The organism is Dictyoglomus sp. GBS (genome assembly GCF_055179815.1).
Window position 1 is genome coordinate 1,805,497 of the sequence record NZ_CM143687.1, and the last position, 14,296, is coordinate 1,819,792.

Sequence of the window (14,296 nt, forward strand, 5' to 3'; positions counted from 1 at the left end):
AGGGGGGAGAATAATGAATAAATTCATAGGTAAATTATTTATAGAAGGTGAGATAACCTTAGTTACAGGCTTACACATAGGTGGATCTAAAGAAACAGGAGAGATTGGTGGACTTGATAACCCTGTAATTAAAACAGCCAAAGGTGTTCCTTACATACCCGGTTCTTCTCTAAAAGGTAAAATTAGATGTCTTCTTGAAAGAAAACATTTAAATTTAGAGAATGGTGATCCATGCGGTTGTGGTAAAGAAAATTGTGTAATTTGCAATCTTTTTGGTTCTCACTCAGCAAGAAATAAAACCTTAACCCGTTTAATTGTCAGAGATTCCTTCTTAGATGAAGAACATTTTAGAAAGGAATTTGGAGAGATATTAGAGGGTGAGTATACAGAAGAAAAAACTGAAAATATTATAGATAGAATAAGGGGTACAGCTTTACATCCAAGAACTATGGAGAGAGTTCCCGCAGGAGCAAGATTTAAATTCTCAAGTGCAATAAGTTTTTACGAAAAAGACAACATAAAAGAGTTAACTACTAGATTTATAGAAGGTTTAAGATTGCTGGAAGATGATTATCTGGGAGGAAGTGGCACCAGAGGTTATGGACAAATCAAATTTGAAAACCTTAATTTTTATGTAAAAAATGTTAACTCTTATATTGGAGATAATAAAAAGCAGCCTATCAACACAAACATAAAATCTTTAAGTGATATAGATATTAGCAAATTAATTGAAGAATTAGAAAGACAAATGAAGGTGAAAAAGAATGAGAGTTGAAATTTATAAGCTTTTTAGAGAAGGACCTATCGTATTACATATAGGGCTTAGAAGAATGGATAGAACATCTCATTTAATTCACTCAGATACCCTTTTTTCTGCTCTTAGTAATTCATTATTTAAAATATTTGATGAGAATAAATTTAAGGAATTTGAAGAGAAATTAATAATTTCATCAGTATTTCCTGGATTAAAAGGACCTTCAAAAGATATACTTTTCTTACCAATGCCCAATATTCCCCTAAAACTAGAAGAAGATAAAGATCACAAAAAGTTTAAGAGATTTCAATGGATTTCTTGGAATGGGCTAAAAGAATTACTTAAAAATTACGATAAAGACAATGAAATAATCTATTTAAAGACAATAGAAAACTTAAAACCTATGAACTCAAAATTCTTAATCTCTAAAGAAGAATACGAAGAACTAAAAGAATTTAGGGAAAAAGATGAAAATATTATATTTATGGAAACAAATTTGGAGCCTAAAGTTTCTATACCAAGAGTTCCAACAATATCTGAAGAAAGAACACAAGGACTATATTTTCAAGAAAATTTAGAATTTTTTACTATCACTACTTCTACAGGAAAGAAACTTAAACCTTTTCTATATTTTCTAAAAACTAAAGATGATTCATTAAATGAAATATTTATTCCCTCCTTAAATCTTTTCATAGAGGAAGGTATTGGTGGAGAAAGAAGCACAGGAAAAGGCCAGTTTGATTTTTATGAGAAAGAAGAATTAGATCTTCCAGATAATGGGGATCTTGAAATTACATTATCTCTAAGCTTACCTAAAAAGGAAGAAGTAGACAACATTATATATTTTAATTTAGTAAAGAGAGATGGATTCATATATTATCAGGGACCAACAGGTTATAGAAAAAAGACTCATTACAAAATAGGTGAAGGAGCTTTAGTAAAGACACCATATATAGGCCAAAATATAGATGTATCGCCTATAAAAGAAATGAGAGTCATTTCTTATGGAAAATCCATTGGCTGGAAATTCTCTTGAGGAAGGGGATTAAATATGAAGGTTAAAATAAAAACTATAACCCCTACTTTAATAAGAAGTGGTGAAGAGCTTTCCAATGTAACAGATTGTGTTATACAAGAAAATGAACTAAAAATAATAGATAAGGAAAAACTCTTAAATATATTTAAAGGAAAAGACCCCAAATCTTTTGTGGTTGAGCTTTCAAATACTATAATTAACGAAAAAAGAACTATCTACGATTTTCTAAATAACAAAAAAATTAACATAGATCAAGTAACAAAGTATACTCTTAAAGTTAAAAGCAAAATAGATCCTTTTGAGAGAAGAAGCATATATATGCCAATAACTACAGGAAATAAAGCATACATTCCAGGAAGTACTTTAAAAGGAATCATTAGAAGTGCTTTACTATTTTACTATTTTGAGAATCTAAGCAAAGAACAAAAACAACTTGATATAACCCAAAAAGAAATTGATAAGGCTTTAAGAGATGATCCATATGATCCATCTACAGACATAATGAAGTACATAATAGTAAAAGATACATCTAGTATTCCAATTACAGACTTAGAAGTCTATAAAATAGAAAGATTACCCCATAAAAAACTTTCTCAATACATCTTAGCAATACCAGGATCAAAAGAGTTTTATACAGAGATAAAGTTTAATATCTATAATAAAAATCTTCCTAATTTTTGGAATAAATTTTTTGAGAATAAAGATGATAACCTTTGGAAAGCTTTAAAAAATTATTCCCTATTATTAGTTAAAAAGGAAATAGAAATCTTAGAAAGATTAAAAAACAAAACTCAAGAAAATAAGGACCTATTTAATAACCTCATAGAACATTATAAAAAAATAGAAGAAAGATTGGAGAACAATAAAGTTGTTTATATTCCTATAGGATTCGGTAAAACTTATTATTTTAATTCCTTAGGATACTTTTTACCGGAAAGTGTTTTGAAAGATAAAGTAATAACAAAAAGAAATATATTACCAAAATTTTTCCCATCCACAAGATGGGCTTTAAAGTTAGGAGAAAAATATTACCCCTTAGGATGGTGTGTATTAGTAAGAGATGAGTAAATTAATATGTGCTCTTGTACCCAAGGGCGGAAACGAATATATCTATCATTTTAATGATAATAAAGCCTCCAACAAAAAATCCTTTAAAGGGAATTCTACTATTGGAGCAATAACCCAATATCTTATCTCCCAAAATGAAGAATTTAAAATTCTCCTTTTAAGACCTGCATCCATTGACAAATACGAAGAAGAAAAGTTAATATCAGAACTTTTACAATATAACGTTCCTAAGGAAAACATTAAATGTGTTGAAGTTCCTGTAAAAGGAAATTATGAAAGTAAAAAATTCAATCTGAATAATCATATCATTACTGCAGATATTGCTTTTTTAGCAATACAAGATAGTACCGATGATGAAATAAGAGAAATAATTTTGGATGTATCAAGAGGACTAAATTTTCAGATTTTAGTTATCGTGGATGCATATAGAAGATTTCTTGTAGCTCAGCAAGCCAAAAACTATATTGATAAAGCTAAATGCCCAAAATTTTATTATGTATATCTTACTCCAGTGAATCTAAAGGAACAAGAGTATGAAGTAACCTTCGAGGAAACAAAAACACCTTTTTTCGTAGATTATTTTAAAAATGTAAACAAACTTCCTTTTAAATTTGACACAGATTACTACCCAGAATCTCTTCTCCTTTATCAAGAATTTAACTTCATTAAAGAAATAATTTCTTGTGTTAATGAATGTATATCTGCCATAAAAAAGGGATTTGCATTAGCCTTTCTTACCATAATAAATTGGAATAATATTGAAAAATTACTGAACCTATCCTATGAAAAAATTACTTTGAAAAGAATAAAAGAACTAATTGAGACCTTCTCAATAGAAAAAGATAATACTAAAGAAATAAAATTATGTATGGAATACTCTTTGGGAAATTTGTGGATCTACATTTATCTTCTTGAAACCTTTTATAAAATATATAAGGAATATGAAAACAAAATATATATAGAAGAACATAGAAAATGGGTAAAAATAGATACTCTAAAAAACTTTAACGAAAAGATAATCAAGAATCTTTTTAATGAATCCAGCGCATATACTTTACTTGATAACGAGTTAGAAAACTTCAAGAGGATATTTGAAAAAGGCGAAAAAGAAAGAAAATACCCTTCTTCAAATTTAGAAAGAAATTTTAATGCTCATGCTGGACTACTATACGAATTTATAGATCAAGATTATAAAAATTTAAGATTATCTTACAAATTAGGAGAAATTCTTGACAAAGATCATAAAAAGAAAATAGAAGATTACATAAAAGACTTTTTAAAAGTTTACACATAAAAAAATGAAAAACATACTTCTTTCTATCATAGGAATTGGTAGAAATCAAAGTGGAAAAGGGTACATAAAGACAAAATATAAATTTGAGAATGGACAAACCTACGAGACTGCTTTTTTTGGATCTGCTCTTTATCGATACTTATCTCATGAGAAGACTATAGATAAGTGGTATATTTTCGGAACAGATAAATCATCGTGGTCTGAAATTATCGATACTATAGATGAAGATTATAAAAATAATTTAGAAGAACTATATTATAAAGTATGGGATGAAGAAAGATCTGGAATATCGAAAAACACTCTAAACGAGTGGCAAGAAAAACTTTCTAACTACATACCAGGTATAGAGCTAATAAATATAGACCCTTTAGATTACAAATTTTATGTAGAATTTTTAATAAAAAATCTCCCTGATGACGAGCTTTACATAATATTGGATATTACCCATGGTTATAGATTTATGCCATTTATCCTTAGTTTCTCTATAATGTACATAAAAAATTTTAAAAAGATCGTGGACTTAGATATATATTATGGAGCCCTGGAAATGAAAGGAGACGAAGCACCTGTCATAAAAATAGATTTTATAAATGAATTATTCAAATTGACCACATCTTATGAAATTTATAAATATTCAGGCTATTTTCCAGAAATCCTTAAAAATCTTGGTATTCAAAATACGGAAAATACATATTTTCAAATAGAGATGAACTGGAGACCCCAAAAAGAATTAAAAGAAATTACTGCAAAATTGGACAATATTGAAGAAAGCTATAAAACATTATGTGCAGAAAATATAAAGAAAGAATTACAACCTCTTCTTGAAAAGGAACTCTTAGAAGATCGAATGATAGAAAGAGCAAAATATTTTTTTGAGAAAAATCAATATCTGAAAAGCCTCATATTAATATATGAAGCTATAACTATACGCATGCTAAAAAGATTAGGGATTACTAAAATTCATGATATACCCAACAGAAAAGAATTCTTAAGAGATAAAATTCCACAAATATTAAAAGAAAAATGGATGCAAGATAATTTTAAAATTTTAGAAGGAGTAAGAAATAGTGCTGTACATGGAAATATAAGAGACTCCTCTTTATATCAACATATAAAAGATAGAGAAAAATTTTCTGAACTTTTTAAATCATCATTAATTCTTTATGAAAAACTAAAAAAATAATCCTTTTAAAATTACTTTAATTGACTTTTATTTCACAATTAAGTAAAAAATAAATGCTATGTGGACAAAATTAGATTGCTATCCTTGCTTTTTAAAACAAGCTCTTTCTGCATTGAAAAGAGCCAATTTATCTGAAGAAAAAAAGATTGAGATAATAAGAAAAGCTGCTGAGTATATATCTACTTTATCTCCTACAGAATCACCAGCCTACAATACTTACCTTACATTTAAAAAAATCTATGAGATGGCAAATCTTAAAGATCCCTATTATGAGGAAAAGAAACATTACAATAACTTAGCCCTTAAGCTATATGATACCCTTAAAAATATTGTAGAAACTTCTGAAGACCCCCTCTATACAGCTATAAAGGTTGCAATATCCGGAAATATTATTGATCTTGGCATTCTTGATATATCCAAATTAAATTTAAGGGAATATATTAAAGATATCATAAATACACCTCTTGCTATAGATCATTATCACTATTTTAAACAAGAATTGGAAAAAACAGATGAGATTCTTTATCTTTTGGATAATGCAGGTGAAATAGTATTTGATAAAATTCTGATAGAAGAATTATCTAAAACAAAATTTATCATAAGTGTGGCAAACGAATACCCTATAATAAATGATGCCATACTCGAAGATGTAATAGAGGTTGGACTTAATAAGTACTCTAAAGTAATTACCACAGGATCAGGATCTGTAGGAAAGCCACCTGAGCTTGGATCCAATGAATATCAAGATATCTTTTATAATGCAAAATTAATAATATCGAAAGGGCAAGCCAATTATGAGGGATTAGAAGGAAGAAGCTACAATATATTCTTCCTTCTTAAGGCAAAATGTGAAATTGTAGCAAAGAATTTAGGTGTAGATGAAGGTGATTCAGTATTTTTATACGAAAAAGCTAATCAAAAGAAAGAATAGCAAGAGATCTATCCATCAATACATTATATACCCTCTCCCCTACAAAAACTTTTACATAGTAATAATTTTCTCTATCATCAATTTCCAAAAGAACATCTTCCTCCTTTATTATTCCTTTAACCTTCATAAAATCTTTAATTACATCATTGATATTATCCTTTGAAACCTCTCCTACTCTTTCCACTTCTCTTATTACATAGCCTGCTCCTCCCTCATCTCCTACAAACTCTACAGTAGCATAGATAAGATCTAAAGGTCTCAAATAATAACATAAAAGTAGATTTCTATTTTCAGTAAGAAGAAAAACCTTAGGATCAATATTTTTCAAAGAATAGGGAACAGCTAAAATCAAGTCTCCTTCTTTAACAAAATTTTTATATCCTTCTACTGATCTACTTTCTAATACTTCTAACACTAATTCCACATATGGAAATTTACCTAAGATTACACTTTTTACTCTTGCCAAAATCAAACTTTTATTTTCAATAATCGGCATACCTTGAGCAAAAGTATATTCCCAAAGCAAAAAGACACTCAAAACCATAATTATAAATCTTATTGTGTTCATTTCATTATACCCCCTTAATTTTACAAGCCCAAAAACCATAATTTTATTATATAATAATTAACATTGGAATTTTAAAATAAATGAGGGAGGTTCAAGATGCGAAGGGGTATATCAATTCTATTAACAACTATCATCTTCTTATTACTCTTATTTACATTTACCTTTGCCCACTCTTTCCCAATCACCAAAATACACATAATGCCACCTCATGAAAAACTTTTAGAAAAGAAAGTTGAGATACCAAAAATTCCCGAAGTAACACCCGAAAGTATTCCACAAGGAACAAGAATTTATGGAACTATTGAAAAGGCTCAAGGTATAGGAAAGGCTATCGTAATTCCAGTAGAATTTACAGATAAGCCCAAACAACCAGATGATGTTATTCCTTCGAACTACTTTAATATCCTTTTTAATAGCGAAGGTGCAGATTGGAGTACTATCAATCCATATAATGTGGGAAGTGTAAGAGAGTTTTATTTAGAAAATTCTTACAACCAATTTGATATAACAGCCACCATACTTCCATGGTATACAGCAAAATATACCTACACTACATATATAAATGATGGAGATTATGGTTTTTCCGGGGGAGTTTTTGTATTAGTTCAGGAAGTTTTACAACATACAGTGGATAGTGGTTATGATTTGAGAAATTATGATGTGATCTTTATTATCCATTCTGGCCAAGGAGCTGAGTGGACTGGAGATACAAATGATATATGGTCTCATGCCTCTGCAGTATACGTAACTATAGATGGGCAAAGAGTTCCGGTAAGATATACCATTCAGCCAGAATATATGTTAGATTATGACTCTAATAACAATAATAATCCTGTAATTGTTCCTCAAACTGTAGGAGTTTTTGTGCATGAGATGGGGCATGCATTTGGTAAACTTCCCGACCTTTATGATAGAGATTACTCTTCATTAGGACTCGGGAGATGGAGTCTTATGGCAGGAGGATCATGGAATGGACCTACTGGTCCTGGAGGGTATAGCATTGGTGGTGGACCTTCCCACTTCGATGCTTGGAGTAAAATTCAGCTTGGATGGGTTACACCAATTGTACCAAAAGATAATTTGACTAATGTTACAATTCCACCTGTTGAAAAAGAACCAGTAGTATATAAACTTTGGACTGACGGAGAAGAAGGTCCTCAATATTTCTTATTGGAAAATAGACAAGCTATAGGATTTGATCGTTTCTTAAGAGGCTTCGGACTTCTCATCTACCATGTTGATGAAAAAATGAGAAATTATCAAAATGATGTTGAGTGGTATCCAGGACTTGATCCAACACTACACTATCTTGTAGCTCTTGAACAAGCAAATGGTTTATGGCAACTAGAAAAACGTCAATCTTCTGGAAATCCTGGACACCCATACCCTGGATCTACAGGAAATACTACCTTTGATGCTAATAGCACACCAAACAGTAATGCTTATGGAGAAATTCCCACAGGAGTCGCTGTAAGAAATATCTCAGTTTCAGGAGAAAATATTATTTGTGATATAGCTGTTAAGCAAGAGGCTGTACCATCTGCACCAACATTTATATCCCATTTTGCTTGGCTAAATGAGAATCCAAACACCTTAAGACCTCTCTTTAAGTGGGTAGCTCCAAATAGTACAGAAAGCCAACTTCAAGTAGCAGAAGATCCAAACTTTGAAAAGATAATCATTGATATAACTACAGACAAAACTGAATATAGACCAACTCTTGAAAAAACCTTATATCCAGGAACCACTTATTATGTAAGGGTAAGATCTAAAAACTCTATAGGTTACTCTCCATGGACAACTAAATCCTTCACAACCCCAACAACTCTTGAAGCCTTACTAGTATCCGATGACGGAGGAGAATATGGTATAGCTCCATATATTGAGAAAAGTTTAATAGACGCGAATATAAACTACTTTATAATAGATGTATTTAATGATAATGCCGTACCATCAGCAAATGATATGGCATTATTCAATTTTGTAGTATGGGCTGGAGATTGGGGAGCCATATACGATCCATCTATACAAGAGGAAATAATGAGATATTTAGATAATGGAGGAAAATTACTTATATCAAGTCAAGATCTTGGATGGGGATACTATGCAGGTTATATTGATCCTAAATTCTATAATCAATATTTAAAAGCAGAATTTGTACAAGATGATGTGGGTATATATTCTGTAAAAGGTTTAAGTAATACTCCATTTTCAAATATTTCTTTTAATATTAATACAAGAGACTCTGCTATGAACCAAGTATATCTTGATGAAATTGACCCATTAGAAGGAGCAGTACCTATTTTTATGTACGATCCTAATATTTCACCATCACCTATAATGCCTGAAATTAAAATACCAGAGAAAATAAAGGTTAAGAAATCACCATCCATTGTTAACAAGGTTACAGCCTCATCAGGTACAGCAGGCTTATATTATATAGATCCAGATAAACATTTCGGAGTAGTGTATTTAGCCTTTGGTTTAGAAGGAGTTGATCCATCAGTATCTGGAACAATAATGAAAAAAGTTAAAGATTTACTTACAAATCCTCCAAGCATAACTGCTACAGCAACTTCCGTATTTGATCCTTCAAAGAATGAAAATTGCAATATAAATATAACGGTATCAGATGAAATAGGCTATTCCTACTTAACAATAAAAGTTTACAGTACAATTAATGGCCAAAAGAATTTGTTAATTAAGACCTTAGAAAACAATACAAAGGTTATAAACGGTACCTATCAATATACATGGGACGGAAAAGATGAAAGTGGAGCTATTCAACCATACGGAAGATATTTAATAGAAATAATTGCTAAGGATGAGCTAAATAACACTACTAAAATAAGTTCTTACACAACTATACCTTCCTCTTTACCTTTATCTATCTTAAATGTCACAAAATTCACTAAATCCTTCAACCCTAAAGAAGGTCCTGCTGAAATTTTCTTTAATATAACCCAAAATGCTAATGTAAAATTTATAGTTTACGATCTTTCTGGCGTTAAACTTTATGAAAGAGATTTAGGATACTTGCCAGCTGGCAATTATAGCATCTTGTGGGATGGAGTAAATTGGAAAGGTCAAACGTTAAAGAATGGTCTATATCTATTCCAAATTGTGGCAAAATCAGATCAGGGTGAAGTAAGAATAAACAGATTTATAGGTATATTGAAATAATCTTGTCTAATTTGATAGGATATAAGGGAGGACAAAGGTTATGAAAAAAATAATTTTAATAAGTATAATTGGATTGTTTCTCTTATCTTATGCCTTTGCAAGTAGTACAGGGGGAGCTTTCTCCCCCATTATTCTTAATGCAAGATCAGCTGGTATAGGTGAAACCTATGTAGCTATTTCAGATGACTTAGGCGGTTTAGTTTATAATCCTGCTGGACTTACAAATATAGATATAGTAACAATTGGATTTAGCCACTTACAAATACCACAAGGATATACAAGAGTAGAATTTATTGGAGCAGGATTGAATATAAATGGGACAATAGTAGGAGCTGGTTTAGAAAGCAAAGGAATTACAAATGAGGAAGAACTCCTTTTCCCATTTCAAGAAAATGCAATAAGCTTAAATATTGCAAGAAAAATTCTTCCCAACTTAAGCCTAGGATTTAGAGGACATTTTTATTCAGCTACCCTTGATACTGCCAAAGCTACAGGTTTTGGATTTGATTTTGGAGCCATATATGAAGTTAATAATATGTTAAAAGTAGGTGCTTGTTGGTACAATCCCATAAGCTATCTTAAGTGGAGTACTGGAACAATAGAATCGGTAGGAAAGGAAGACTTAGTTTTAGGTACTGCCTTAATTTTAGACCTTAAATCGGTACTATTAACCCTCGCATTGGATGTATCTCTATATGAGAAAATGTACTTTTATCAAAGATTACACATAGGATCAGAAATAAAAATACCTGGAATACCTGTACTTTTCAGAACAGGATATAATGGCGAGAAAAACACCTTCAGTATAGGGATAGGACTTAATCTTAATAACATCCAGTTTGATTACGCCTTCTTGTATTCAAAAGACCTTTCTAACCAACATATCTTCGGGCTCTCATTAAAATATTAAAACTTTTAATAATAGATAAAGAAAAGGCCTCCCATAAAGGGGAGGCCTTTTTATTTTATATAAATATGATAAAATTTTATAAAAGGATCATAAGGAGATAATTTATGTGTGGTAGATTTACTCTTATACAAGTAGAAAAAATACCTGAGAGATTTGATGTAAAAGTTTTAGGTGAAGTCAATTTAAGAAAAAGATACAATATTTCACCTGATCAACCTGTACCAATAGTTTTTCAAGAAAGTCCTAATAAATTAGAAGAAATGATATGGGGATTTATACCTCACTGGGCAAAAGAAAGACCAAAAGAAAGACCTATAAATGCAAGAGCAGAATCCCTTCTTGAAAAGGCCATGTTTAAAGATTCCTTTTTAAAGAGGCGTTGCTTAGTACCTTCTGACGGATTTTATGAATGGAAAAAAGTGGGTAAAGAAAAAATACCTTATTACATAAAAATGAAAGATAATTCTCTTTTTGCCTTTGCAGGGATCTATGATATTTGGATTAGTTCAGAAGGAAAGCCAATTAAAACATTTACCATAATAACAACAGAACCAAACGAACTGATTAAAAAAATTCATGAAAGAATGCCCGTAATACTAAGTAAGGAAGATGAAGAGATATGGGTAAACAAAGAAGAAAAAGATGTCAATAAACTTCTTTCTCTTCTAAAACCTTATCCTGCAGATGAAATGGAAGCATATCCTGTATCTAAAAAAGTTAACAATCCTCAAAATGACTCTGAGGACCTTATCAACCCTGTAAAAATCTTTTACTTAGGAAGGCAAAATAAGCTTGATCTTTAATTATGTTTATTCATCCAGTCATAGATAGCATTATAAAATCTATCTTTATATTCCTCATCCTCAAAAAGTTCATGATATCCACCTGGAAATTCTATTAAATTCTTATCATCTATGGTAAGTTTTTTGAAAAATTCTCTTGCCCCATCTGGATCCACGTATCTATCCTCAGTAGGGACAAGAATTAAAGTTGGCACTTTCATATCCTTAGCCTTTTCATGAGCTAAACTGATATTCTCAATCATACTTAATCCAAGCCTAAAAGATATTTTACTATGCATAAGAGGATCGTTTACAACTTTATTAATTACTTCTTTATTCCTGGATAAATACTCGGGATCTAATTTATTATTTATAGTAATATGTGGGAAAAGCCTACCAATACTTCTTGCCACAAAATTTGTCAATGGATCTACCTTAATTCCTAAGGCAGGAGCAGATACTACAAGACTTTTAATTCTATCTTGCCTTTCTTGAGCATATCTTACAGCAATAAGTCCCCCAAGACTATGCCCAAAAATATGAAACTTTGGAATACCAAAAGTAACCTCATCAATTACACTTAAAATCTCTTCAATTGTAGTATCTCCCCTTTTTCCATCACTTCTACCATGCCCCGGATGATCAAAGGTAACAACTCCATACCCCATATTTACAAAATCTTCTACCATTTTTCTATATCTTCCACTGTGCTCTCCAAGACCATGTACAATAACCACCCATCCCTTCTTTGGATTTCCCTCCTTTAATGAATAAATCATTTTTAAAAGCCCCCTTTATCTTGACAATTTACCACCCCACAAAAGGCTTTACTATAGTATAGACATAGAAAATTCCAGAAATAATAGAAACAATATCTTGCCAACCTTTTATAAATACTTCAGGTACAAATATGATATCATTCTCCTTTATTTCAATATCTAAATCACTTCTTCCTTTATTAATAATTTCATTCATGTTAATAGGAATAACTTGAGTTTTACCATCTATCTCCCTTACCACCGCTATCCTTCCAAGATCTGCCCTATCCTTTAACCCTCCTGCCATACTTATATATTCGGTAAGTTTTCGACCTTCCCTATATTCATAAGCAGCAGGATTGCTGACCTGTCCTAATACATAAACTAATCTTCTTTGCTCTGGTATATAGATAGTATCTCCATCTTCAAGTTCTAAATTATCTTTTTCAATTCCCTTTACAGCATTATCTACTCTAAACTCATAAATCACTTTTTTACCATTTTCTACTCTCTCTAATTGACCCTTCTCTCTTGATGCCTTTTCTGTAATTCCTCCTGCTTTTAACAAAATATCCCTTATTCTATCCCCAGCAACAATCTCATATACACCCGGATTCCTTACCTGCCCTACTATCTTTACACTCTTTGTTATAGGTGGTACGTATATCACATCCCCTGGATTCACCTTTATATCTTCTTCACTCTTCTCCCCTAATACAAGTACCCTATATAAGTCTACTACTACTTTGTTGTCCTCTCTTCCTCCTTTCCTTATCTCTATATTCCTTGTACTTCCATTCGGCAACACCCCTCCTGCTCTCCTTATTATCTCACTTACCTTCGCTCCCATTATCGCTTCTCCTACTACCTCCCCTCCCTCTTCTCCCTCCGCTACCATCTTCGCCTCTTCTACAAGTTGTATCGGCCCTGGCTTCCTTACAAATCCCAAAACATACACCCTCTTTTGCTCCCTTAGTACGGTTATCGCATCTCCATCCCTTAGCTCTATATTCGCCTCTTCTCTCTCCTTCTCATCTCCATATATCAATTTATATAAATTAAGCTCTATCCTCTCCCCACTTACCCTATCTAATACCGCATCATATAATGATGCACTCGCCGTTAATCCTCCCGCCATATCTATTAAATCTTTTAATCTCTCTCCTCCTTTTATCTCATATATACCTGGATTCCTTACTTGCCCTACTATCTTTACACTCTTCCCAATTAGCGGAATATAAATAAAGTCTCCCTCTTCTATATATGGATTTTGTTCCAAATCTCCATATTTCAGAAATCTCATATAGTCTATATTAATTACTTTATCCCCTCTTTTTATCTGTATATTTCTCATAGATGCTGAAGACTTTAAACCTCCAGCAACCCTTATCACATCATCGAGAGTACTTATAGCAAGCACTCTGTATGTACCTGGATTTACTACTTCTCCTGTTATAACAATATTTACCTTTTTTATATTAATAATATCCACTATAATGTTAGACCTTGGATAAAATCTCATCAGTTGTTTTGCTATTTCCTGAGTTGCATCAGCTAATGTCTTATTTACAACTTTTATATTTCCTACAAGAGGCACTAATACATGCCCTGTTGGCGAAACAGCCAAGTTAAAACTCATAGTCTCGTTTGTTTCCCTTATTATGTATACCCTAAGAATATCTCCAGGCCCCAATAGATATTTCTCTGGATCAATAACCTTTCCAGAATATATACCTTCTACTCCAATTGCTCCTTCTTGGGCATAAGATAGTAAAAATATAACTAAAAAGAATAATACTAAAAAATAGACTTTCTTTCTCATCTTCTTC

At 31.4% G+C, this 14,296-nt stretch carries 12 protein-coding genes; 9 read left to right on the forward strand and 3 right to left on the reverse strand.

What is annotated here, in order from left to right; translation table 11 throughout:
• Positions 1 to 13 precede the first annotated feature (13 nt).
• Genes csm3 through ACY3IT_RS08985 form a run of 6 tightly spaced genes read left to right on the forward strand, consistent with a single transcriptional unit; the run spans position 14 to position 6,266 of the window.
• Positions 14 to 775 (forward strand): type III-A CRISPR-associated RAMP protein Csm3, encoded by a 762-nt coding sequence (gene csm3, locus ACY3IT_RS08960; protein ID WP_463082601.1) that lies wholly within the window; start codon positions 14 to 16, stop codon positions 773 to 775.
• Positions 765 to 1,790, forward strand: a complete 1,026-nt coding sequence (gene csm4, locus ACY3IT_RS08965; RefSeq protein ID WP_463082602.1) for a type III-A CRISPR-associated RAMP protein Csm4 — start codon at positions 765 to 767, stop codon at positions 1,788 to 1,790. Before csm3 ends, csm4 begins: the two co-directional genes overlap by 11 nt.
• Positions 1,791 to 1,805: 15 nt before the next feature.
• Complete coding sequence (gene csm5, locus ACY3IT_RS08970) at positions 1,806 to 2,858, forward strand: type III-A CRISPR-associated RAMP protein Csm5 (protein ID WP_463082603.1); 1,053 nt, start codon at positions 1,806 to 1,808, stop codon at positions 2,856 to 2,858.
• A complete protein-coding gene (locus ACY3IT_RS08975) occupies positions 2,851 to 4,152 on the forward strand; it encodes a hypothetical protein (RefSeq protein ID WP_463082604.1) in 1,302 nt (433 codons plus the stop codon). Before csm5 ends, ACY3IT_RS08975 begins: the two co-directional genes overlap by 8 nt.
• Positions 4,153 to 4,156: 4 nt before the next feature.
• Positions 4,157 to 5,335: a TIGR02221 family CRISPR-associated protein gene (gene csx2 / locus ACY3IT_RS08980; RefSeq protein ID WP_463082605.1), complete on the forward strand. Its 1,179-nt coding sequence runs from the start codon at positions 4,157 to 4,159 to the stop codon at positions 5,333 to 5,335.
• Between the two features lie 58 nt (positions 5,336 to 5,393).
• Positions 5,394 to 6,266, forward strand: a complete 873-nt coding sequence (locus ACY3IT_RS08985; RefSeq protein ID WP_463082606.1) for a damage-control phosphatase ARMT1 family protein — start codon at positions 5,394 to 5,396, stop codon at positions 6,264 to 6,266.
• On the opposite strand, the gene ACY3IT_RS08990 is transcribed toward ACY3IT_RS08985, so the two are convergent.
• Positions 6,247 to 6,834: a hypothetical protein gene (locus tag ACY3IT_RS08990; RefSeq protein WP_463082607.1), complete on the reverse strand. Its 588-nt coding sequence runs from the start codon at positions 6,832 to 6,834 to the stop codon at positions 6,247 to 6,249. The genes ACY3IT_RS08985 and ACY3IT_RS08990 overlap by 20 nt on opposite strands.
• Positions 6,835 to 6,930: 96 nt before the next feature.
• On the opposite strand from ACY3IT_RS08990, the gene ACY3IT_RS08995 reads away from it, so the two are divergent.
• The 3 genes from ACY3IT_RS08995 (at position 6,931) to ACY3IT_RS09005 (ending at position 11,730) form a co-directional block, all read left to right on the forward strand.
• On the forward strand, positions 6,931 to 10,017 hold the full coding sequence (locus ACY3IT_RS08995; RefSeq protein ID WP_463082608.1) for a M6 family metalloprotease domain-containing protein: 3,087 nt from the start codon (positions 6,931 to 6,933) through the stop codon (positions 10,015 to 10,017).
• Between the two features lie 40 nt (positions 10,018 to 10,057).
• Positions 10,058 to 10,927, forward strand: a complete 870-nt coding sequence (locus ACY3IT_RS09000) for a PorV/PorQ family protein (protein ID WP_463082609.1) — start codon at positions 10,058 to 10,060, stop codon at positions 10,925 to 10,927.
• Between the two features lie 104 nt (positions 10,928 to 11,031).
• On the forward strand, positions 11,032 to 11,730 hold the full coding sequence (locus ACY3IT_RS09005) for an SOS response-associated peptidase (protein ID WP_463082610.1): 699 nt from the start codon (positions 11,032 to 11,034) through the stop codon (positions 11,728 to 11,730).
• Here ACY3IT_RS09005 and ACY3IT_RS09010 read toward each other — a convergent pair.
• Positions 11,727 to 12,488: an alpha/beta hydrolase gene (locus ACY3IT_RS09010; RefSeq protein WP_463082611.1), complete on the reverse strand. Its 762-nt coding sequence runs from the start codon at positions 12,486 to 12,488 to the stop codon at positions 11,727 to 11,729. The two genes, ACY3IT_RS09005 and ACY3IT_RS09010, sit on opposite strands and share 4 nt — an antisense overlap.
• Before the next feature lie 28 nt (positions 12,489 to 12,516).
• Complete coding sequence (locus ACY3IT_RS09015) at positions 12,517 to 14,289, reverse strand: SLBB domain-containing protein (RefSeq protein ID WP_463082612.1); 1,773 nt, start codon at positions 14,287 to 14,289, stop codon at positions 12,517 to 12,519.
• Between the last annotated feature and the right edge of the window lie 7 nt (positions 14,290 to 14,296).

Bases quoted from the DNA above. Each gene is read 5' to 3' on its own strand.
- csm3 (WP_463082601.1), top strand. From the start codon at position 14: ATGAATAAATTCATAGGTAAATTATTTATAGAAGGTGAGATAACCTTA.
- csm4 (WP_463082602.1), top strand. From the start codon at position 765: ATGAGAGTTGAAATTTATAAGCTTTTTAGAGAAGGACCTATCGTATTA.
- csm5 (WP_463082603.1), top strand. From the start codon at position 1,806: ATGAAGGTTAAAATAAAAACTATAACCCCTACTTTAATAAGAAGTGGT.
- ACY3IT_RS08975 (WP_463082604.1), top strand. From the start codon at position 2,851: ATGAGTAAATTAATATGTGCTCTTGTACCCAAGGGCGGAAACGAATAT.
- csx2 (WP_463082605.1), top strand. From the start codon at position 4,157: ATGAAAAACATACTTCTTTCTATCATAGGAATTGGTAGAAATCAAAGT.
- ACY3IT_RS08985 (WP_463082606.1), top strand. From the start codon at position 5,394: ATGTGGACAAAATTAGATTGCTATCCTTGCTTTTTAAAACAAGCTCTT.
- ACY3IT_RS08990 (WP_463082607.1), bottom strand. From the start codon at position 6,834: ATGAACACAATAAGATTTATAATTATGGTTTTGAGTGTCTTTTTGCTT.
- ACY3IT_RS08995 (WP_463082608.1), top strand. From the start codon at position 6,931: ATGCGAAGGGGTATATCAATTCTATTAACAACTATCATCTTCTTATTA.
- ACY3IT_RS09000 (WP_463082609.1), top strand. From the start codon at position 10,058: ATGAAAAAAATAATTTTAATAAGTATAATTGGATTGTTTCTCTTATCT.
- ACY3IT_RS09005 (WP_463082610.1), top strand. From the start codon at position 11,032: ATGTGTGGTAGATTTACTCTTATACAAGTAGAAAAAATACCTGAGAGA.
- ACY3IT_RS09010 (WP_463082611.1), bottom strand. From the start codon at position 12,488: ATGATTTATTCATTAAAGGAGGGAAATCCAAAGAAGGGATGGGTGGTT.
- ACY3IT_RS09015 (WP_463082612.1), bottom strand. From the start codon at position 14,289: ATGAGAAAGAAAGTCTATTTTTTAGTATTATTCTTTTTAGTTATATTT.